Here is a 20,951-nt window from a genome sequence, read left to right as displayed (position 1 = left end):
ATCTAAGATCCAAGTTCCGCTATGCCCTAGCGTACTCAAAGCTGAATTCAGAATATTAATTGCGGCATTATGATCCCTGTCTAAGACAAACCCACACTGACAAATATGAGTTCGAGTTGATAGAGATTTTTTAACGATTGTTCCACAGTTTGAGCAGGTTTGGGAGGTATAAGCGGGGTTGACGGCAACTGTTATTCTGCCAAACTTAACTCCAAAATACTCTAACCATTTTCTGAATTGATACCAACCCGCATCATTAATTGACTTGGCTAGACAATGATTCTTTACTAAGTTTTTAATCCTCAAGTCTTCGTAGGCGACCAAATCGTTTGATTGGATTACGCAACGCGCCAGCTTAAGAGCGTGTTCTTCACGTTGCCTACTTATTTTGAGGTGTGCTTTGCCCAGTCGCTTAATGGCTTTTAATCGGTTGGCACTGCCAATATTTTTTCGAGAAACGCGCCGTTGATAAAGCTTTAATCGCTTTTCGTTTTTTCTGTAGAAACGAGGGTTTAACTCAGTGTTGCCATTACTATCGGTGTAGAACTCTTTTAACCCTACATCTAACCCTATTGTTTTCCCTGTCGGTTGTATTTTTATTTTCACATCGACTTGGATACAAAATTGAACGTAATAGCCGTCAGCCCTTCTAACTAACCTCACTCGTTTAATTTTTTCAACTGGATAAAATGCCAGATCCCAAGTTCCGACAAGCTTGAGTTTTCCAATCCCCTTTTTGTCGATAAATTCGATATGTTTGGGGTCTAAGAGTTTCCATCCGCTCTGTTTGTATTCAACTGAGCGACTATTCTTCTTGAACTTTGGATAGCCTTTCCTACCCGGAATATTCTTTTTGCAGTTATCGAAGAATCTAGCAATAGCTGACCAACACCGTTCTACAGATGCCTGACAAGCGTGTGAATTCAAGTCCCTGACAAAAGGGTACATAGCTCGGAGTTCGGTGTTGTATCGATACAACTCCTTTCTTCCAAGTCCACGATTATCCATCCAATACCGCAGACATGAGTTCCGAACAAACTGAGATGTTTGGATTACTTCATCGATTGCTTTATATTGGTGTGATTTCCCTTTTGCTTTGAATTCGTAGACTATCATTGACGCTAGCTTATTTGGCGTATAATATTACTATACCACATAGACATTTATGTGCAGAAAGTAAGTTAACCGTCGTTGACAATAAGGCTTGCATCCCGCTTTTTTTCGGTCATGCTGACATCCGACTAGAACCCTCCTCCAAACCTGTTTGAGTCTTGGGAACGCTTAAACGAACTCAAAGTCCTGCTATTATCTCATTGAGCAGAGTTTCTTGAGGTAGTAAACAGTACATTTACAGAGGGGCTTCTTCCAGAGTTTAACTTAACGGGATCTCAATCAACATTTGACTTCCTTTGCTTTTTCTTTAGTTTTGCAGCTCACTTTAGGAGGACAAATTGCTTCTCAGTGGTATTAAACCCAACATTCTCAGCAGTTCCATAGGTTTTCTGGGGTTGACGGGATTAGGATTGATTGCAATTGTGATCATCATTGTTTCTCTAAAGCCAGGAACTCCCGTCCTTGATCATTCGAGTCTGTCTAAATTTACTCAAGATTCCCAACCCTCTGAAATCCCTGAACATCAATGGATTGTCAGTGGTGAACAAGCCAAAATCTTGTTAAAACAAGGTGCAACCCTCTTAGATGCTCGTTCATTAAAGATTCTACACTGGGAACGCTTAAAAGATGCAACTTTTATCAGTTGGCAGGACTTTTCACGTCCAAACCCACCTGATCGCGGTAAACTACTGAGCGATGATCAGGTTTTAACTCAAAAATTGCAAGCAATTGGTATTTTTAGTCATAAACCCGTTATTGTCTACATTGACCCAAAAACCGGATGGGGTGAAGAAGGTCGCATTGTTTGGATGTTACGCAGTTTAGGTCATTCTCAAGCGGTTTGGGTAGATGGCGGTTATGCGGCGTTAGTTAAAGCAGGTTTAACGCTTGAAAATAGTCTCAAACCCACTCAACCCCCCAAGGGAGATTTTCAAGTTAAACGTCGCCCTGACTGGGAAATTAATCGCTCGGAAATCAAAAATCATTTGAATCATCAGAATTTAGTCATCATAGATAGTCGTGAACCCCGAGAATATGCAGGAGAAACGCCCTACGGAGAACAACGAGGCGGTCATATTCCCGAAGCGATTCACCTTTATTATAAAGACTGGCTGGATGAAAACGGAATGTTACTTCCCCGTCAAGTCATTTTAGATCAATTAGCAGAAAAAGGCATTACACCCGAAAAAGAAATTGTTAGCTATTGTACCGGAGGTGTACGATCGGCTTGGTTAACTTCTGTGTTAGTTGATTTAGGGTTTTCAGCCAAAAATTATCCAGGTTCCATGTGGGAATGGTCAGCCTCTCCCCCCGAAGATTATCCACTTTTGAAATTAAATTAAATAAGAGTTAGGAATAGAGGAAATTGTCGGATTGAATAGATTTTGCTGAAAACGTTCTAAATAGATTTTGACCACTAAATCATTAGGATTGGTTTGATAACAGTCTTTGAAAGCTTCACTCGCCTCAATAAAATTTTGCTGTTGATACAAAGAAACGGCTTCAGAAAATGTTGATAAATTTGATAATTTAGCCGATAAATCTTCGGGCGAATCTGCATTAAAAACTTCATAAACTGCTACTGATTCTGAGCGTCCTTTAACCTGAACTCGATCAATTAAACGAATAGCATAGTCTGTTTTAGATTGTAGACGACAAAATGTAGACTCAGAAATTAATAAAGGAATTTGATAGATTTTCGTTAATTCTTCAATTCTAGAGGCTAAATTAACGGCATCACTAATCACTGTTCCTTCCATATGATGAGAATCTCCAACCGTTCCCAACATCAATTTTCCTGTATTAATTCCAATGCCAATTTCTAGAGGAATATAGCCTGATTTTATTCGATTTTGATTATATTCATTTAAAGTTTTTAACATAGCAATTGCTGCTTTGACTGCATCATCAGAACTTCGGCTAAATAAAGCCATAATTGCATCGCCAATATATTTATCAATAAAGCCATGATGTTCAGTGATAACAGGTGTCATTCGAGAGAGATAAGCATTAATGAGTTTAAAATTATCTTCAGGAGAAAGACTTTCACTGAGGGCAGTGAATGAACGAATATCCGAAAATAATACAGACATTTCTCGTTCAACTTGATCGCCTAAATCAACCTCAAGAATACTCTGTTTATTTAAAAGTTCAATAAACTTTTCAGGAACAAAACGTAATGCGGCTTTATTAAGTTCGATCAACTCCATTTGAGCTACAATTTTTTGACGAATCTCCCGATAAATCAGTAAATAAAGAACAGAAAGCAATCCTAAATCAAAAAAAATTCCTAAAGCTAAAACAATATAACTGTTTTCAATAACTTGATCGGTGACTTTTAAACGCTGTTCAAACAATCGTTCTTCTTCTTGTTTCATTTCCTGCAAAACTTGACGAATTCCGTCCATCAATTTTTTTCCCTCATTGGTTTTGACCAATTCAATTGCGGCTTGATTACTCACCGTTCTAGAGAGAGTAATAGTTGTTTCCAGTTCTAATAATTTTTTGTCAATCAAATTCGATAAAGATTGAATATTTTGCTGTTGAATCGGATTATCTAAAGTCAAGGATCTGAGGATATCCAAATCTTGATCAATCTGTATAATCGCATTTTTATAAGGTTGTAAATATCGTTTTTGCTGCGTGAGCAAATAGCCTCGCTGACCCGTTTCAGCATCCGACAAATCGGCGGAAATATCTTCTAAAACTCTTAAAACTTGCTTGGTATGAACTTCCCACTGTTTTGTTTCAGCTAATCGTTTAGCGGTTTCATAGCCACTCGAAGTAACCAATATTAATAAAGTAGAAGAAAGCCCAAAACCCAAAAAAACTTTTTTTTGTAGAGAAAACTTCATAGAACCCGCCGATTTTCCAGGTAAAAATTAAGTTGAATTCTACCCAAAACCCTAAATTTTCAACCCTAATCTTGTCACTTCTTCAGAATTGATTGAGATGCAGAGGGTCTTCTTTCATTATGCCCCACAACAGAAGAACAAGCTCAACCGACCAAAAGTTTGAACCCGCTCAAAAAAAAATACACCCAACCCGTTAGGGAGAGTGTGTTTAGGTTATACCTATGAACGTATAACACTTAGAGCCATTCTCCCTAACATACGTCTGAGTGATCACCCCTTATGCACTTTAGAGCAAAGCGATCGCCAAACTTACCTGCAAGTCGGACTTCAAAGCGGCACAATAGAGGCGGTAGAATAATCTCACTCGGTTCGCGAGTCAACCGCAAGCCCCGGCTTTAAAAGGCGGTGTTCGGTTGACCAGAAAAGCACGTTAACAATTATTGCCATGAAGCTAAAACGACTAGGCCACGTAGCCATTTGTGTCAACGATATAGACAAAGCGGCACAATTCTATAAAAATTTGGGCATGAGGTTGGTTTGGAAAGATGCAGACTGGGCCTACCTCAAAGCCGGAGAAGATGGGTTAGCCCTACTAAGTCCCGGTTATGACCAAGCAGGCGCCCATTTCGGCTTTGTATTTAGCGATCGCAGCGAAATGGAAACCGCCTATGAACACCTCAAAACCCAAGGGGTTGAGGTAAGTTCTATTCACGAACACCGAGACGGCACCGCCTCCTTCTATGGTCGAGATCTCGATGGAAACTCCTTTGAGTACCTATACGAACCGACTGCAACCTCAAACTAGAAATTCCCAACCAGGGACTCCCGACTGTGCCTGAAAGCGTTTGAAAACGATAGAAAAACGACCATCTGCAAAACACGACCCGAAACTATGTTTGAAAAAATGCGCCTGGGAAGACGTCGGCGAACTCCCTTTTCAGCTTGGGATCAAGTTGATTACGTTCTATTTCTTCTGTCGATCGGCCTAACTATCTTAGGCGGAGTGATGATCCGTAGTGTCGAACTCAACCAAGGTCTGACAGACTGGTGGCAACATTGGCTGATGGGCAGTATCGGTTTAGCTGCCGCTATCGTGATTGCCGGATGCCGTTACGAACGCTTATTAGAATGGAAATGGGTGATTTATGTCGCCACCATTATCGCCTTAATTGCGGTACAGATTATCGGGACCACCGCTTTAGGGGCGCAACGTTGGATTAATATTGGCGGCTTTCACGTCCAGCCCTCAGAATTTGCCAAAGTTGGGATTATTATCACCCTAGCGGCCTTATTACACGAACGCACGACCCCAACTATCCCCGATGTGATCAAAATGTTAGCGATCGCGGCGGTGCCTTGGGGATTAGTCTTTATCGAACCCAACTTAGGAACCTCGCTGATTTTCGGTGCCATTACCCTGGGAATGTTGTATTGGGGAAATGTTCATCCGGGTTGGCTCATTTTATTGGTTGCTCCCATCGGTTCAGTGATTTTATTCACAGTTAATCAACAAGCCGGGATCGTTTGGGCGGTATTGATGGGGTTTGTCGGTTGGTGGAGTTTACCCATCCGTTGGCTGACTGGCCCCTTGGCATTGCTGGCAAATTTAGGCGCGGGAGAACTCGGAACTTTCTTTTGGGGTTTACTGCAAGATTATCAAAAACAACGGCTGACTGGGTTTCTCAACCCCGAACAAGATCCCCTCGGTTCAGGATATCATTTAATTCAATCGCGGATCGCCATTGGTTCAGGACAACTGCACGGACGAGGACTCTATCAAGGCACTCAAACCCAGTTAAACTTTATCCCAGAACAGCACACCGACTTTGTTTTTTCTGCCATTGGCGAAGAACTTGGCTTTATTGGTTGTGTTTGTGTATTGGTTGTCTTTTGGATATTGTGTTGGCGTTTGGTGATGATCGCCTTAACTGCAAAAGATACCTTTGGTTCCCTGCTCGCCATTGGGGTTTTGTGTATGATCGTGTTTCAGGTTTTTGTTAATATTGGCATGAATATCGGGTTAGCTCCAGTTACAGGTATTCCTTTGCCTTTCCTGAGTTATGGTCGATCAGCTTTGTTAAGTAATTTTATCGCGATCGGACTGGTGCAGTCTGTGGCAAATCATCGACAACGGATTAAGTTTTAATGGAGTCACCGAGTCACCGAGTCACCGAGTCACCGAGTCAGGAAGTTCAGGAGTTCAGGAGTTCAAGAATTCAAGAATTATCTGAAAAACTGATAACTGATAACTGTTCAGTGTAAATACTGGTACTGGTCACTCTCTTACGAAGTTGCTCTACGCAGGCGTAACCCCAAGATCGCACTTCGCGCTGATAACGGATAACTGTAAAATGCGGATTCTTCAAATTGTTCCTTCTATTGCGTTGGTTTATGGAGGCCCTAGTCAGATGGTGCGGGGACTGTCGGCAGCGTTGGCGACGCAAGGGGTTGATGTAACCATTTTAACGACAGATTCTAATGGGGATATTGGTCAACCGCCTTTAGATGTTCCCCTCAATCAACCTGTTCGTGAAAATGGTTACACCGTGCGTTATTTTCGCTGTTCGCCGTTTCGACGCTATAAATTTTCCCTGAATCTATTAAACTGGTTATGGCAACACGCTAGCGAGTTTGATGTAGCCCATATTCACGCTTTATTTTCTCCGGTCAGTAGTGGGGCGGCGACGGTGGCGAGAATGCGAAATTTGCCTTATATTTTGCGACCTTTAGGAACCCTTGATCCGGCTGATTTGCAGAAAAAAAAGCAATTCAAACAAATTTATGTAACCCTACTAGAACGAGCTAATATTGCCGGATCTGCGGCTCTGCATTTTACCAGTCAACTCGAAGCACAAGTTTCTGAACGTTTTGGGGTATCTACACGAGATTTAGTGATTCCCTTGGGGGTGAATCCTCCCCTATATGAGAAAAACACAGAATCCAACAATCCTCCAGTGATTTTGTTCATGTCGCGGATTGAACCCAAAAAAGGGTTGAATTTACTGATTCCGGCGTTAGAACGAGTGTTAGCCGCCGGACATCGGTTTCAATTTGTTTTAGCGGGATCGAATCCTCAAGATCCCGCCTACGAAGCCCAAATTCAAACCCAGATTCAACAATCTTCTTTAGCAGAATACACGACCATTACAGGGTTTGTCACTGGGGAAGAGAAAGCGAGATTATTACAAACGGCTGATTTATTTGTTTTACCCTCCTATTATGAAAACTTTGGTATTGCTGTAGCGGAAGCAATGGTAGCGGGAATACCTGTCGTGATTTCAGATGGAGTGCAGATTTGGGAGCAAGTCAAACAAGCAGAGGCGGGTTGGGTGAGTTCGTGTGAGGAGTTGGAGATCGCGACGTTGATTGGATCAGCTTTGCAAAATCAACAGGAACGCCAGCGTCGCGGGAGAAATGCTAAACAATTCGCTCTACAGCAATACAGTTGGGATGCGATCGCTCAACAAACCATCCTTGCCTATCAGCAAATTTTAGACGGTAGACAGGTGAGTTAACTCTGATGGGCAATTTCAATGGCGTTATACTCCTCAACTTTGAGATCCAAAATTTGAGAAGCGGTTTCGACGGGGATATCCATGATATTCCACAGACGCACTAAAAAGCTTTTTTCCTGGGGGGATAACTCGCCATCAACTAAAACTAAGTCAACAGCGACAGTAAATGCTGTTTCTTGCAATTCTGCGGGTAAAGACTCTCGGGCGATCGCCACTAAAGGATCAATTCCTCGCGTTGAAAGCAAGTTAAACAACTTTTCTAGCAGTTCCGTCAAACGTTGCTCGGAGTATCCTTGAAACAGATAGACTTGGAGTAATACCTCGACAATGCGATGACGTTCCTGATTGGAGAGATAACCATCAGCAGCGATGGCAGCGACAGCTATTGCGGCAAACGCTTCAGCCGGAGATAATGATATTCGGTGATCGGTCTCCTGAACACCAAACATTTTCTCAAGTAAATTCATATTCTCAGAATTCCTCTCTAAAGGTGATCGATATTTTGACACTCCCCACGGCTGAAGCCGGGGGATTCTTGGTTCACAGTCCAATCGTAACCCCACAGGATTGCTCCAATGGACCTAGAGGATCCAACTCCCCAAGCTTATAAGATCCCGTATGCCCTGCGGTACTTAGTCCCTTCTGCAAGATGTTGATAGCTGCATTAACATCTCTATCTTCCGTGTAGCCACAATAAGGACAAATATGGGTTCTGGTTGATAGTGATTTCTGCACTTTCTCGCCACAGTTAGAGCAATTTTGACTGGTATTGTGGGGAGCAACAGCAATCGTTATCTTCCCGTACTTGTAACCAAAATAGTCTAACCACTGACGAAACTTTGACCATCCTGCATCACTTATAGACTTAGCTAGATGTCGATTTTTAACCATGCCTTTCACGTTTAAGTCTTCATAGGCTACTAAGTCGTTAGACTTGATTAAACGGAGTGCCATTCTCTTGACATACTCTTCTCGCTGCCTACTTACTCTTAAATGTTTCCGGGCAGATCTAACTCTTGCCTTGTGATAGTTTCGGGACTGTGGTTTACCTTTCTGGTACTTCTTAGACTTCTTGCGATTGAGACGGTTTAACCGCTTTTCCCCTTGGCGGTCAAACTGTGGGTTAGGTTCAATATTTCCTTGACTATCTGCCAAAAAATACTTGATACCAACATCAATCCCCACTGATTTTTGGCTAGGGATTAATGGTTTAACCGTATCTCTAGGGTCTAATTGCACCGAGAACTGCACATAATACCCGTCGGCACGACGTACAATTCTTACTCGTTTAATTTGTTCGATCTGGTAAAAGTTTAAGTCTCTAGTCCCTATCAGTTTGAGAGTACCTATTCCTTTCTTGTCCGTGAAAGTCATATGTTTTCTGTTTTCTGATAGCTTCCATCCAGATACTTTGTATTCTACTGAACGAGTGTTTTTCTTGAACTTGGGATACCCTTTAGGGCCTGGAATCTGCTTCTTGCAATTGTCATAAAAACGGTTGACCGCTTTCAGAACTCGCTCAACAGCAGTTTGACAGGCATGAGAATTTAAATCTTCTACAAATTTAAATTCTTTTCTGAGCAGCGTGTTATATCTAAACATTTCTGTTTTCCCAACACCACGATTATCCATCCAGTAGCGAAGCACCTTGTTTCGGACAAACTGAGAGGTCCTAATTGCTTCGTTAATGGCGGCTACCTGTTGTGGTTTTGGGTTGACTTTGTACTCGTAGATAAACACGTTTGATACTAGCCCAAGTGGTATCAAGTATTATGATAGCATGGAAAGGATGGGGATTAAAATCCCCTAGCCGCTCCCACCCCACAAATGAATTTGGGGGCTTGCGCGTCATTGATTTTCGGTCAACCCGTTCTATGCTAGCGAGGATCTAAACAAACTCGCAACTTGCTAAGGAAAGAGGGGACAGGGACATTGACCAAAAAATAATCAGAAAACAAACAAACAACTGAACTCCAGAAGTTCTCGCGCCTCACTCAAACCTCTACCAAAACTGCTGTCCCAGATTTTTTAAGATTCACATTTCTGATTGCAGACTCGATATTATTGTCCCCATACCCCAGTTTTCTATCGACGGTTAGGCATTCCCGGAAGTGTTAAGCCTTCTGCGGCGGCTCGATATTGTTCAACTTCCTCGCTAAAATCAATCGGTAAAATAGCAACCACGTTTTCATGGGGACGAGGAATAATCACCCAGGTTTCCAATGCACCCCCGTACACATTTTCTACTGCCGCAATTCCGGCATCCATAGCCGCCTTAACTTCGGAGACATCCCCCCGAATCATTACAGTGAAACGCGCACTCCCGGCTCGAATATAACCGACTAATGTAACACGGCCTGCTTTAACCATCGCATCGGAGGCGGCCAGAATTCCCGGAAATCCCTTCGTTTCGAGGGCGCCAACGGCTTGTTGTGACATGGAAGTTCTCCTGAATGAATGAATGCAAATGTGATGGAGTTAGACTAGATTGATTTTAGGAAGATTGGCGACCGTCTCGTTTAAATCAAAGTTATGTTAAGCTTCAGTATCGCTAATCTGTTCAAGATTAAACCCGGAAAGGTTCACTTTCTTCGCTATATGCAATGGGAAGAACAGCTTCCAAGTTTTCGGGAGGATTGGGAATGGTGTAGTGAGTGATAATTGTACAACCAAAGGTGTTCTCAGCCGCTCTAATTCCAGCTTCCATTGCAGGTTTCACTTCAGAAACTCCTCCCCGAATCGCAACCATAAACTCACCCCGTTCGGCTAACCCATAGTACACCAAAGTCACTCGTCCTGCTTTAACCATTGCATCAGCCGCAGCTAGCACACCAGGAAAGCCAAGGGTTTGAATAACGCCAACTGCCTGTGGCATTGAATCGGTCTCCTACACTTCTAAACAGAGATTGAAATCGATAATCTTTGATTGTACCAATAAAGAGGCAAGAGGGAATAGGGGACAGTTTACAGTTTACAGTGACCAGTTATCAGTGAAGACAGTTACCAGTTACCCTTCGGGAACATCCGTCGCTCCTTGATGGTCTCCACCAAGACCCTCCGGGTTCGCCAGTTACCAGTTATCAGTGACCAGGGGATAGGGGATACAGTTTACAGTTTACAGTGACCAGTTATCAGTGAAGACAGTTACCAGTTATCAGTGACCAGGGGATAGGGGATAGGGAATAGGCAATCTTGTAAGAGGTTATGGGGAAGAATCTACCGTGAAAAATGCCGAGGGAGTGTCAAAATTGTAGGAAGTAGAAGTAATGGGTAAGTTTAAGGATAGAACTTGTATGACGACGCGACGTATTGCAGAAATACTCAGAAGTGGTGAACCTGATGAAGTTGTAACGGTTCAAGGGTGGGTTCGAACCAAACGGGAGTTTAAAGAATTTGCTTTTGCTGAAGTCAATGATGGTTCTGCGATGGCAAATTTGCAAGTGGTACTCAATGCCGATTTAGAAAACTATCAAGATATTCTCAAACAGCTTAACACAGGTGCGTCTATTGAGATTGTGGGAACGTTGGTTGAATCTCCCGCCAAAGGACAACGCCTTGAATTGAAAGCCAATTCTGTTATGATTTATGGCGATGCTGACCCTCAAACCTACGTTTTACAGAAAAAGCGTCACTCTTTTGAATTTTTACGAACGATTGCTCATTTACGCCCACGAACGAATACTTATGGTGCTATTTTTCGGGTGAGAAATGCTTGTTCGGCGGCGGTTCATCAATTTTTTCAAGAACGGGGTTTTTTATGGATTCATACTCCGATTATTACCGCAAGTGACTGTGAAGGTGCAGGGGAAATGTTTGGCGTAACCAATTTAGATTTAAAGAATTTACCCTTAACTGAATCCAAAGAAGTTGATTTTAGCAAAGACTTCTTTGGAAAGCCTTCTTTTTTAACCGTTAGTGGTCAGTTACAAGCCGAAATTATGGCGATGGCGTTTGGAAATGTTTACACGTTTGGGCCGACTTTTCGGGCTGAAAATTCTAACACTTCTCGCCATTTAGCTGAATTTTGGATGATTGAACCGGAAATGGCATTTTGTGATTTAGAAGGGGATATGGATTTAGCTGAATCTTTCTTAAAATACATCTTTAAGTTTGTTCTAGAAAAATGCCCCGAAGATATGGAATTTTTTAACGAACGCATTGATAAAAGCGTATTAGAAACTGCTGACAATATCATCAATAATCAGTTTGAGCGCTTGACCTATACTGAAGCGATTAAACTTTTAGAAAAGGCAGATAAGACCTTTGAATTTCCCGTGAGTTGGGGTTTAGATTTACAATCCGAACATGAACGCTATCTCGCCGAAGACTTGTTTAAAAAGCCTGTAATTGTTACGGATTATCCGAAAGACATCAAAGCTTTTTATATGCGGTTAAATGAAGACGGAAAAACCGTTAGGGCGATGGATGTATTAGCCCCGAAAATCGGCGAAATTATTGGCGGTTCTCAACGGGAAGAACGCTTAGATGTTCTGGAAAATCGCATGGCGGAAATGGACGTAAACTCTGAAGAACTTTGGTGGTATTTAGATTTACGAAAATATGGTACTGTTCCTCATGCGGGATTTGGTTTAGGCTTTGAACGAGTGGTACAATTTATGACGGGAATGGCTAATATTCGCGATGTGATTCCGTTCCCTCGAACCCCGATGAGTATCGATTTTTAAGTCGTTTTGGGGGCAGGAAACTTACCACAAAGACACAAAGACACAAAGATTTACTCTTGACTTTTCTCTGGGTCTATTGTGGTTGTTATTCTTTCTGTTTCAGGAGTCAGTCAGAAAAGTTTTCTCACGTCCCCTGAGCGTGGTATAATGCGGTCGTTAGAGCTTAACATTAATGATTAAATTCTGGGGAAACTAATTATGGCTAATTTAACGGTTTGGAAATTTAACAGCCCTGATGGCGCCGAGAATGCTTTAGCGAAGTTAAAAGAGTTGCAAAAGCAACATCTGATCACCATTGTAGATGCGGCAGTTGTCACTTGGCCCGAAGGAAAAAAGAAACCCAAAACCAAACAAGCTGTTGATATAACCAGTTTGAGTGCATTAGATGGCGCGTTTTGGGGAATGCTATTTGGATTAATCTTTTTTGTGCCAATTTTGGGTCTGGCAATGGGTGCTTTAGCGGGTGCTTTGAGTGGTCATTTTAGTGATTATGGCATCAACGATGATTTTATTAAAGATGTGCGCTCAAAAGTTACAGAAGGAACTTCTGCGCTGTTTTTAATGAGCGAAAAAGCAACGGTTGATAAGGTTCTGGATGCGATGACAGGAGAGCAAACTGAATTGATTCAATCTAATCTATCTCAAGAACAAGAAGACAAGCTCAAAGAACATTTTAGCATTGCCTAATTTCTGATTAATTAACTGATTGATTGGTGTTCAGGGCTTGTTGTAGGGGCGGGTTCTGCATTGATATATATCGCTGACTGGCAACTGATATCAACCCGCCCTGACAGTTATGACTCCCCCACAATACTGCTCACGATCAAAAAAGATGTCTTCTAAATTTAATTTTTTTCAAAACTGGTATCCTCTCTCACCTGTTGAAGATCTTGATCCGGAAAGACCGACTCCTGTTACACTGTTGGGACTAAATTTAGTCATTTGGAAGCCAAAATCGAGTCAAACTTATCAAGTATTTTTAGATCAATGTCCCCATCGTTTAGCCCCTTTGAGTGAGGGTAGAATTGATGAAAAAACAGGCAATTTAATGTGTAGTTATCACGGTTGGCAGTTTGATGAACAAGGAATTTGTACAACTATTCCTCAAGCGGAAAAGCCAGAAATTATTAGTAAAAACAAACAAAATTTTTGTGTTAGAAAATTTCCCACCCAAGAAGCCAATGATCTGCTTTGGGTTTGGGCTGATCCAAATTCAAGTGAACAAGCTGCAAATACTCCATTACCTTTATCCCCTCAAATTGATGCGAGTCAAGGCTTTGTTTGGTCATCTTACGTGCGGGATTTAGAATATGATTGGCAAACCTTAGTTGAAAATGTAGCTGATCCCAGTCATGTTCCTTTTGCCCATCATGGAGTACAAGGAAATCGTAATCAAGCGATACCCATTCCGATTAAAATTATTCAATCTACAGCAAGTTTAATAGAAGCCAAAACCCAAGGACGTTTTAATACAACCATTACGTTTGAAGCGCCTTGTCGTTTGGAATATGCTATCGAATTTGGAACCGATGGAAAACAAGTCGGTTTAGTGACTTATTGTCTTCCCGTTTCTCCCGGAAAATCAAGAATTGTTGCCCAATTTCCCCGCAACTTTGATAAAACCCTACATCGAATTATTCCTCGTTGGTGGACTCATCTAAAAATTCGGAATTTAGTTTTAGATGGAGATATGATATTTTTACATCAACAGGAACGTTTTCTGCAACAAAAACAGCAAACCGAAAGTTGGAAAACCGCTTATAAACTCCCTACAGAAGCTGACCATTTAGTGATAGAATTTCGCAAATGGTTCGATCAATATAGTCAAGGAAAATTACCCTGGGAAGAAGTCGGGATTTCTCAGGCGGAAACTTTATCACTTCCTAAAACCCGACGAGAAATTTTAGATCGCTATCACCAACATACTCAACATTGTAGCAGTTGCCGAGGCGCATTAAAAGCGGTTAAACGCTGGCAAATTGGATTAATTGTTTATTTTGCGATCGCCCTTTCGAGTGCAGCTATTTTACCCGATCATTGGCGTTTAACAGTAGGTTTACCATTAGTTATCACTGCCTTAGCCAGTTTAGGAATTTACACGGGGCTGAAATATGGGTTAGAACCCCAATTTTACTTTATTGACTATATTCATGCCGAGAAAAAATAATTCAAACCCTAAAAAACATTTTCCGATCAGATCGGGTATCAAAGTCTAAAAAAATATTCAACCCCGGAGTTACACCTAAAATCGGTATTTTGAGTCAGATTTTGCCTTGTAAGTCTAAAAAAATCTCTTTATCATTAAATTAAGAGTTTAAAACCTCTGCTATCCCTATTCCCAGGCTTTACATGGATATTCAGCTTATTAATATCGGTTTTGGTAATATTGTCTCTGCCAACCGAGTGATTGCCATTGTTAGTCCTGAATCTGCTCCGATCAAGCGTATCATCACAGATGCACGGGATCGAGGACAATTAATTGATGCCACCTATGGCCGTCGAACTCGGGCTGTAATTATTACAGATTCTAGTCATGTTATCCTTTCTGCTATCCAACCGGAAACAGTTGCTCATCGATTTGTCGTCAATAAAGAAGATTCGACGGTGTGAAATCGACTAAGTGACTGCACTCAGATATAAATTGATGGTTATTTTTCAGTTGGACAGTGTAATAATAACAAAATATTTTCAAGGTTCATCCCTCGAACCCCTGAGATTTGCTGAATAATAGCGAGAATGACATGGTATCTAAAGGTAGGTTAATTGTAATTACTGGGCCGAGTGGCGTGGGCAAAGGGACTCTAGTCCGCGAACTTTTGCAACGCCATCGTGAACTTCATCTGTCGGTTTCTGTAACTACTCGTTCCCCCCGTCCTGGTGAAGTCGAGGGAAAACATTACTATTTTGTTGATCGAAATCGGTTTGAACAGATGGTGCAGAATGGAGAGTTGCTAGAATGGGCAGAATTTGCGGGAAATTATTATGGCACTCCTCTGTATCCGGTTCAAAAACGAATTGAAGCCGGAGAGTCCGTGTTACTGGAAATTGAGTTAATTGGGGCTAGACAAATTCGAGAACGATTTCCCCAAGCCCAACAAATCTTTATTCAGCCGCCTTCGATGTTAGAATTAGAACGTCGGCTACGAAGTCGGGGTCAAGATTCCGATGAAGCGATCGCCCGTCGTTTAAAACGAGCCGCAGAAGAAATTAACGCAGCCCAGGAATTTGATTTTGAACTCGTCAATGATGACTTAGATGAGGCGCTCAAACAACTGGAAAATGTTTTGTTTGCAGTAGTTTAAGTAAAGGATAAAACCTCAAAACATAGAAAACAATAAGTTTGTTGTTGCGCTTCAGGGCAGTAAATTAGGGCAGCGCAACAACCAAACTTTCTAAGAAAACAATTAAGACGATACAGGGTTAATATTCCCGTCTATTTGAAGCTGTCCGGCATTCACACCCGGTAGAAAAGCAATCAAATCTTCATTGGCAATAATCCCAACTCCTGCCCCTAAATCTCCAAAGGTAAAATCAAGAAATCGAATCTGACTATTACTGTTAACATTAATTCGATCTTCTGCGGGTGAAAAGTCAGTAATCAAGGCATAATCTGCATTTCCCCCACCAATATAATAAGATAAAATATCATCCCCGACAACAAAAACATCAGCCCCAATTCCGCCACTGAAAGTATCAACTTCTCCTTGTCCGGGAATGGGTGATGTAATCTCTACTCCAATTAATAAATCATCCCCTTTATCGCCGGAGATTAAATCATTTCCCGCCCCCCCAAACAGGTTATCATTGTCTTGACCCCCAAAAAGACTATCATTTCCTGCTCCTGCGGCTAAAAGATCATTCCCTAAATTCCCAAAAATTTGATTATTGCCTTGTTGATCATTAATAAAATCGTTATTTTGACCGCCAAACAAGGTATCATTTCCTTCATTCCCCGAAATATTATCTCTGCCTTGATTTCCAACAACAGTATCATCTCCGAGAGCCGCATTAATCTGATCATCTCCTTCTAAGCCAAAAATAAAATCATTCTCAGCAGTTCCGACGAGAACATCATTTCCCGAAGTTCCTAAAATTTCTGCCATATTATCAATGTGAGTGAGTTCAAACTATGGGGCTACGCGCAGGCAAAAGGCAATCATGCAATCATGCAAAAGGCAATCATGCAAAAGGCAAAAGTTCGATGATCACTTTCAAGGCTTGAAATTAATCAAAATATCTCCTGATTTACCCCCAGGCATTATACCACCTGATGAATTAGTTACAAAACCTTTGAGGAATCGTTTTTTGCAGAAGTTCCTGCAAGTCCGAAGAAGGATTTTGAACCGAGAAAGCTTCAGTCAAAGCATCAGACCATAACTTATTTTTCGCTAAATAATTAAACCGAGCTAGAGCCATGACTTCTTCAGAAACATTTTGTTGTTTAAGTTCACGGTTGAGTTGTTCTAAATCCTGACTAACTTGTTGACGTTTTTCCCCATCTATGACAGTAAATGTCACCTGGACTGACGGTAAAGGGAATGTATCCGAAACCGTTTCAAACATCATCAAATAGTAGGTTTGACCGGGTTTTAGAGCTTCTCCACTATACTGAACTTTTTGATCGCCTTGAGAGAGATCTTGACTCCAGATCGGTTGCTCTCCATTGTCAGCATACAGTTCAACTCGTGCTAATTGTCCCTGCCAAATTAACGTAGGGCGATCGCTCAAAACCTCAGTACCCGTCCCTTCGTCTACAGGAGTCAGGGGACAAAGCGCAGGCCCTCGCGATCCGCCATCTTGGGACTCAGGCGGTTCATTATTAAAAAAAGCTTCTCTCCAACGCGCTCCCCCATTATCTTCAAAAGGAGGAGGATTATTTCGAGGTTTTTCAGGTGAAGCCGTTTCATTTTGAGACAAGAATGAGTTTTCCGCTTTCGCTTGAAATTTTATCCGGTTTGGGAGAGTTTGATTGAAAAATCCTTCACCTGTGATCATCACAGACAACGTAACTGCTGAGAGTACCCCATAGAACTTAACCATAAGATTTCCGCTCCACAAAAGCAACAATTAGATAAGTCCAAAACGTTACAGTAGGGAGAAGCCAGGGTAATAGTATCCCCCCAGTAATATAAAGCTGTAAACTCACTCCGCCGTAAATTCCGGTAGCGCCTATCAGCAAAATGATTCGTTTCCACTGCTTGGGGGAAATTTGCCCAAAAGCCAGAATAGTCCCTTTCCCCAACAAAACAGCGATGCCAATCATCCACAAATCCGGTATAGGTGTAACCAAGCGCCGATTGAGCCAATGATGTACCATATAGGCGTGTGCTTCACCGCCTGGAAAAATAGACCGTAAATCGGGAGGATTTTGTTGCGATCGCCAATAAGCTAAAGCCGTCGGTACAGGATAGTTATCCTCACCTTCAGTATCCACACCCGCCTCACCGTAGCCTCCTGGCGCAATGAGAACAACATAAGGTTCTACAGGAATTAGATCATCAATTTCTGTGGGTTCCTCTAGGAGTTTCCAAGCCGGAAGGGTTTGATAAACCTGTTTTGGGGGAATCGAAAAATCAATAATCGGGTGTAACCACCATTGACGCAATAAATAAGCCCAATTTGTTAAGGGGTGTAATACCGCTTTGCGAGAAAAGAGGTTCACATAGTCTTTCCCCGTCGTTTCGAGTAAGTAAGCCCTCAATTGAGAGATCAATTGTGTAGAAGCGTCGAGTTGGGGTTTGAGGGTTTGTTCAGTTTGTTCGCTGTGAGTCCAATATCCTAAAGCAAGTAAATAAGATAAGGGCAATAAACGCTGTTCGGAACGATCCGGTAAAGGAACAAGACTCATATATTGGGGAGGATTGCCTAACACCCGTAGATCCCCGTTTAAAACCCAGTTGGGGCTGGCAATTTCGGGTAAAACGTCAAACCAACCGCCTGTAGATCGTCTTTTTGTCGCAAAGATAAACCAAGTGCCTTGTTGCTCAACCGCTTGACGAACAGAATTCGCTAATATCGGGTCATTATCCGGTTGATAACGATCCAACAGATAGTCAATCCCCACAACGGGCGTTTCTAATGCTGCTAGTTTGTCGATGATTTGAGCTAAATAGCGGCGATCCATTGGCCGAGGAACCGAGATTTTAGCGCGTTTGATAGATTCTTCGTCAATGGAAACAATCAACACTTTCGGCGCATTCTGAGGAGTCTGAAGGGTAATGTCACGATAAACCGACTGTACCCACAACCGCCCATCGAGTAAAAATCCTTGGACAGGCAGTTGCCAGCTTAACCCACACAATACCCCAACAGCCAATGCTTCGGCTTTGGTGGGCAACCAGCGTTTGAGTTTTTGTTTCCAGCCATAGGGTTCTAGGCGAAAAACAGGCGCGTCGGGATGGCGAAACAGAGAGGGAATTAAATAAGCGCTGGGATAGGTTAACTGTTTTTCTAACTTGAGAAACTGACAAGCCGCCAGCATCGCATCGTGAGCATCATTATATTCGGCTAAACTGCGGAGAAATTGCAGCAAAAATTCCTGAGCAACATCATTATGAACAGGTTCGCGCATAATAGCCACTTGACTTAACCCCAGATCAATTAACCGATTGGCTAAACTTAAACCCATGCAGGAGTTGAATAGGGCAAATTTGAGTCCTCGTTGCATGGCGAGAGTTAATGGTTTTTCGATCTCACTCAGAGATAGAGAAATATTGGGTGCGATCGCCAGTTCTCCGCCTGTTAAAGTGGTTTCGTTGCTATGACCTGCAAAAAATAATACATCCCAACCTCGATGATCGGTGATCGCTTCAGCAATTTTAGTCTTCAGTTCCGTTGAACTTTGTCCGGGTTGCCAACCGACAAATTCAATATCAGCGATGTAAGATAAGGATTCTACGGCTTGTTTATCGGCTCGAAAATCTAATCCGGTATCATCTCCCAAAATTGCCAAAACTCTGGCTTTACGTTTGCCAGGCGAGGGCTGAATGCTTTTAGATCGAATATTGGCAGTGGTACGAGCAATGCGAATTTTTCCCGGTGCTGCGAATTCTGTGCCAATTTCCCAGGCTTCCCAAGGGAGGCGGGATAAATTTAAAGGAGAGACACACAGGAAGACTTCTAAGCGTGAGTAATCTAAAGCCGCTTTAGCAATAGTCGCTCTGATCTCATACAGTTCTTCGTGTCGTAACCAGCGATGAAATTCTGACAAGAGTTTGGCTTCGGCTTCTACCAGTTTAGCGTGCCAATCCACTAACACACTGAGTTGACCTTTTCCTTCGACTCGTCCTCGTAATGCTTGTTTTTTGTAGAAGTTTAAGTAGGTTTGTTGCCAGTCTTGGTACAATCGGGTGAGAATTTGTGGATAGGGGATATTGACGCTGAGATGTTGTCTTTGACCCCAAGATAACTCAAACAGACAAACTTGTTCGACTTGTTGAACTTTTAAATGAAATGTAGAAACCGTTGAATTCATCTTAACAAATTGGGGTCTTTCACCGACAAACTTAACAGGGAAAAGGCAATCTTGCAATCTTGTAAGAGGCAAAAGGCAAGAGGCAAAAGGCAAGAGGCAAAAGGCAATCTTGTAAGAGGCAATCTTGCAATAGGCAACAGGCAATAGGGGAAGTCTTTAACTGCTAACTGGTCACTGGTCACTGTTTACTGTTCACTGTCCCCTGTTCCCTGTTACCTATGATTTTAGCTAACTTCTGTTCCCATCAGGTGGAAAAGTTGCTGCACACGTTGATACAATTTTACGCCGTCATCCGCTAGGTTGAATCGCTGATAGACTGACAGGATATGGGGTAGATAGTTGTCTTTTTGTTGGGGATCTTGAATTTTATCAAAGAGTTCCCAAGCTTTAAGATGATACCACAGAGATTGAGAAATATGGTTTTGTTTGTAGCAAGCCAATCCAATATAGTTCATCAGTTTGGCAAGTTCTTCCTGTTGGTTATTTTGTTGATAGATTTTGATGGCTTTCTGGTAAAACTCAATCGCAGTTTTGTAGTTTTTCATACTGAAATAAACAATCCCAATTTGACCTAAAGTTTTAGCCGTTTCTGAATAAATTTTTATCTGGTTTTCTGGCAATTTATTTTGATTTTTTGCGGAACAAGATGAACATAGTTTTTGACGAATTTCGAGAGCTTGATTGAGAAAGGCTAAGGCTTGCCTCGGTCTACCGAGATGATATTCTGCCAATCCGATATTATAGAGTGCTGCTGCTTCATAAATACTATTTTTTAAGTTTTCTTCTTGAACGGTATCATTAATATCTTGAAAAATAACGAGTGCTTTATGGCAAGATTGCAGGGCTTCTTCAAATAAACCGAGATGATTATAGATTTCTCCTAAATAATTTAAGGTCATCCCCACGCCATTAATATTAGGGATTTTGATAAATATTTCGAGAGCTTGAGCCGAATATCGCAAAGCTTCTGAATATTGCTTAGTTGCACAGTAAACCCGAGCAATATCATTATAAGCCTTTGCCACTCTCACCGACTTAGACTCAGCAGGGGCTAGTTTGATAATTTGTTTGAGACAGTGGATAGACCCAGTATAATGTTTGAGAGAATAGTGAATAATTCCAATTTTATGTAAGGCTTCAACGTGATACTCTAAACTCTCGGTTTCTTGAGCAATTGCTAACATCTGTTGAAACGTATTAAGAGCTGACACCAGTTGTTCTTGACTCAACTGTTGAACACCTGTTTGATGCAGAACTTTTAACCGAGATTGTAGGGAGGAGGTAGATTTCATGGTCATTATAGAGAAGT

20 protein-coding genes are annotated in these 20,951 nt (G+C 41.8%); 10 read left to right on the top strand and 10 right to left on the bottom strand.

The genetic code is table 11. The annotated features are described in order from the left end of the window. On the bottom strand, positions 1–1,116 hold a 1,116-nt coding region (locus tag WN50_RS23705), incomplete at its 3' end, for an RNA-guided endonuclease InsQ/TnpB family protein (protein ID WP_235441110.1). 335 nt (positions 1,117–1,451) lie between these two features. Between WN50_RS23705 and WN50_RS23700 the strand changes: the two genes are divergently transcribed. Beyond that, positions 1,452–2,456 carry a sulfurtransferase gene (locus WN50_RS23700; RefSeq protein ID WP_082172538.1) on the top strand — a complete coding sequence of 335 codons (1,005 nt, stop codon included), beginning with the start codon at positions 1,452–1,454 and terminating at the stop codon, positions 2,454–2,456. On the opposite strand, the gene WN50_RS31130 is transcribed toward WN50_RS23700, so the two are convergent. Then, on the bottom strand, positions 2,448–3,968 hold the full coding sequence (locus WN50_RS31130; RefSeq protein ID WP_053221589.1) for a CHASE3 domain-containing protein: 1,521 nt from the start codon (positions 3,966–3,968) through the stop codon (positions 2,448–2,450). The genes WN50_RS23700 and WN50_RS31130 overlap by 9 nt on opposite strands. Before the next feature lie 202 nt (positions 3,969–4,170). On the opposite strand from WN50_RS31130, the gene WN50_RS34845 reads away from it, so the two are divergent. The 4 genes from WN50_RS34845 to hpsP all read left to right on the top strand — a co-directional run bounded on the left by WN50_RS34845 (position 4,171) and on the right by hpsP (position 7,483). Then, the gene (locus WN50_RS34845; RefSeq protein ID WP_160315435.1) at positions 4,171–4,326 is read left to right on the top strand and encodes a hypothetical protein; all 156 of its coding nucleotides are present in this window, start codon (positions 4,171–4,173) and stop codon (positions 4,324–4,326) included. 87 nt (positions 4,327–4,413) lie between these two features. Next, positions 4,414–4,773, top strand: a complete 360-nt coding sequence (locus tag WN50_RS23690) for a VOC family protein (RefSeq protein ID WP_046281121.1) — start codon at positions 4,414–4,416, stop codon at positions 4,771–4,773. Between the two features lie 87 nt (positions 4,774–4,860). Further along, the gene (gene rodA / locus WN50_RS23685; RefSeq protein WP_046281120.1) at positions 4,861–6,114 is read left to right on the top strand and encodes a rod shape-determining protein RodA; all 1,254 of its coding nucleotides are present in this window, start codon (positions 4,861–4,863) and stop codon (positions 6,112–6,114) included. Positions 6,115–6,319: 205 nt separating this feature from the next. Further along, positions 6,320–7,483: a hormogonium polysaccharide biosynthesis glycosyltransferase HpsP gene (gene hpsP / locus WN50_RS23680; RefSeq protein WP_046281119.1), complete on the top strand. Its 1,164-nt coding sequence runs from the start codon at positions 6,320–6,322 to the stop codon at positions 7,481–7,483. Here hpsP and WN50_RS23675 read toward each other — a convergent pair. The 4 genes from WN50_RS23675 to WN50_RS23660 form a co-directional block, all read right to left on the bottom strand. Then, entirely contained in the window at positions 7,480–7,950 is a 471-nt protein-coding gene (locus WN50_RS23675; protein WP_046281118.1) for a tellurite resistance TerB family protein, read from the bottom strand. The two genes, hpsP and WN50_RS23675, sit on opposite strands and share 4 nt — an antisense overlap. Positions 7,951–8,023: 73 nt before the next feature. Beyond that, positions 8,024–9,223 (bottom strand): RNA-guided endonuclease InsQ/TnpB family protein, encoded by a 1,200-nt coding sequence (locus tag WN50_RS23670; RefSeq protein WP_046281117.1) that lies wholly within the window; start codon positions 9,221–9,223, stop codon positions 8,024–8,026. A 345-nt stretch (positions 9,224–9,568) separates the two neighbouring features. Then, the gene (locus tag WN50_RS23665; protein ID WP_046281116.1) at positions 9,569–9,922 is read right to left on the bottom strand and encodes a carbon dioxide-concentrating mechanism protein CcmK; all 354 of its coding nucleotides are present in this window, start codon (positions 9,920–9,922) and stop codon (positions 9,569–9,571) included. 127 nt (positions 9,923–10,049) lie between these two features. Continuing rightward, complete coding sequence (locus WN50_RS23660) at positions 10,050–10,358, bottom strand: carbon dioxide-concentrating mechanism protein CcmK (protein WP_046281115.1); 309 nt, start codon at positions 10,356–10,358, stop codon at positions 10,050–10,052. A gap of 418 nt (positions 10,359–10,776) precedes the next feature. Here WN50_RS23660 and asnS point away from each other — a divergent pair, with 418 nt between their 5' ends. From asnS to gmk, 5 genes are all read left to right on the top strand, one after another. Beyond that, complete coding sequence (asnS, locus tag WN50_RS23655) at positions 10,777–12,168, top strand: asparagine--tRNA ligase (protein WP_046281114.1); 1,392 nt, start codon at positions 10,777–10,779, stop codon at positions 12,166–12,168. Positions 12,169–12,366: 198 nt separating this feature from the next. Continuing rightward, the gene (locus WN50_RS23650) at positions 12,367–12,855 is read left to right on the top strand and encodes a DUF1269 domain-containing protein (RefSeq protein ID WP_046281113.1); all 489 of its coding nucleotides are present in this window, start codon (positions 12,367–12,369) and stop codon (positions 12,853–12,855) included. A gap of 145 nt (positions 12,856–13,000) precedes the next feature. Then, positions 13,001–14,335 (top strand): aromatic ring-hydroxylating dioxygenase subunit alpha, encoded by a 1,335-nt coding sequence (locus WN50_RS23645; protein WP_046281112.1) that lies wholly within the window; start codon positions 13,001–13,003, stop codon positions 14,333–14,335. 182 nt (positions 14,336–14,517) lie between these two features. After that, positions 14,518–14,778 carry an extracellular matrix/biofilm regulator RemA gene (gene remA, locus WN50_RS23640; protein ID WP_046281111.1) on the top strand — a complete coding sequence of 87 codons (261 nt, stop codon included), beginning with the start codon at positions 14,518–14,520 and terminating at the stop codon, positions 14,776–14,778. Positions 14,779–14,909: 131 nt separating this feature from the next. Further along, the gene (gene gmk, locus WN50_RS23635) at positions 14,910–15,470 is read left to right on the top strand and encodes a guanylate kinase (protein WP_046281110.1); all 561 of its coding nucleotides are present in this window, start codon (positions 14,910–14,912) and stop codon (positions 15,468–15,470) included. A 102-nt stretch (positions 15,471–15,572) separates the two neighbouring features. On the opposite strand, the gene WN50_RS23630 is transcribed toward gmk, so the two are convergent. From WN50_RS23630 to WN50_RS23615, 4 genes are all read right to left on the bottom strand, one after another. Beyond that, entirely contained in the window at positions 15,573–16,271 is a 699-nt protein-coding gene (locus WN50_RS23630) for a calcium-binding protein (protein ID WP_049560965.1), read from the bottom strand. 172 nt (positions 16,272–16,443) lie between these two features. Next, positions 16,444–17,208 (bottom strand): hypothetical protein, encoded by a 765-nt coding sequence (locus WN50_RS23625; RefSeq protein WP_046281109.1) that lies wholly within the window; start codon positions 17,206–17,208, stop codon positions 16,444–16,446. Next, positions 17,201–19,642: a CHASE2 domain-containing protein gene (locus tag WN50_RS23620; RefSeq protein WP_046281108.1), complete on the bottom strand. Its 2,442-nt coding sequence runs from the start codon at positions 19,640–19,642 to the stop codon at positions 17,201–17,203. The genes WN50_RS23625 and WN50_RS23620 overlap by 8 nt, the downstream gene beginning before the upstream one ends. Before the next feature lie 224 nt (positions 19,643–19,866). Then, complete coding sequence (locus WN50_RS23615; RefSeq protein ID WP_046281107.1) at positions 19,867–20,934, bottom strand: tetratricopeptide repeat protein; 1,068 nt, start codon at positions 20,932–20,934, stop codon at positions 19,867–19,869. Positions 20,935–20,951: the final 17 nt, after the last annotated feature.

The organism is Limnoraphis robusta CS-951, from assembly GCF_000972705.2.
The sequence above is the reverse complement of the archived record's forward strand: the minus strand, read 5'-3'. Positions and strand labels throughout refer to the sequence as shown.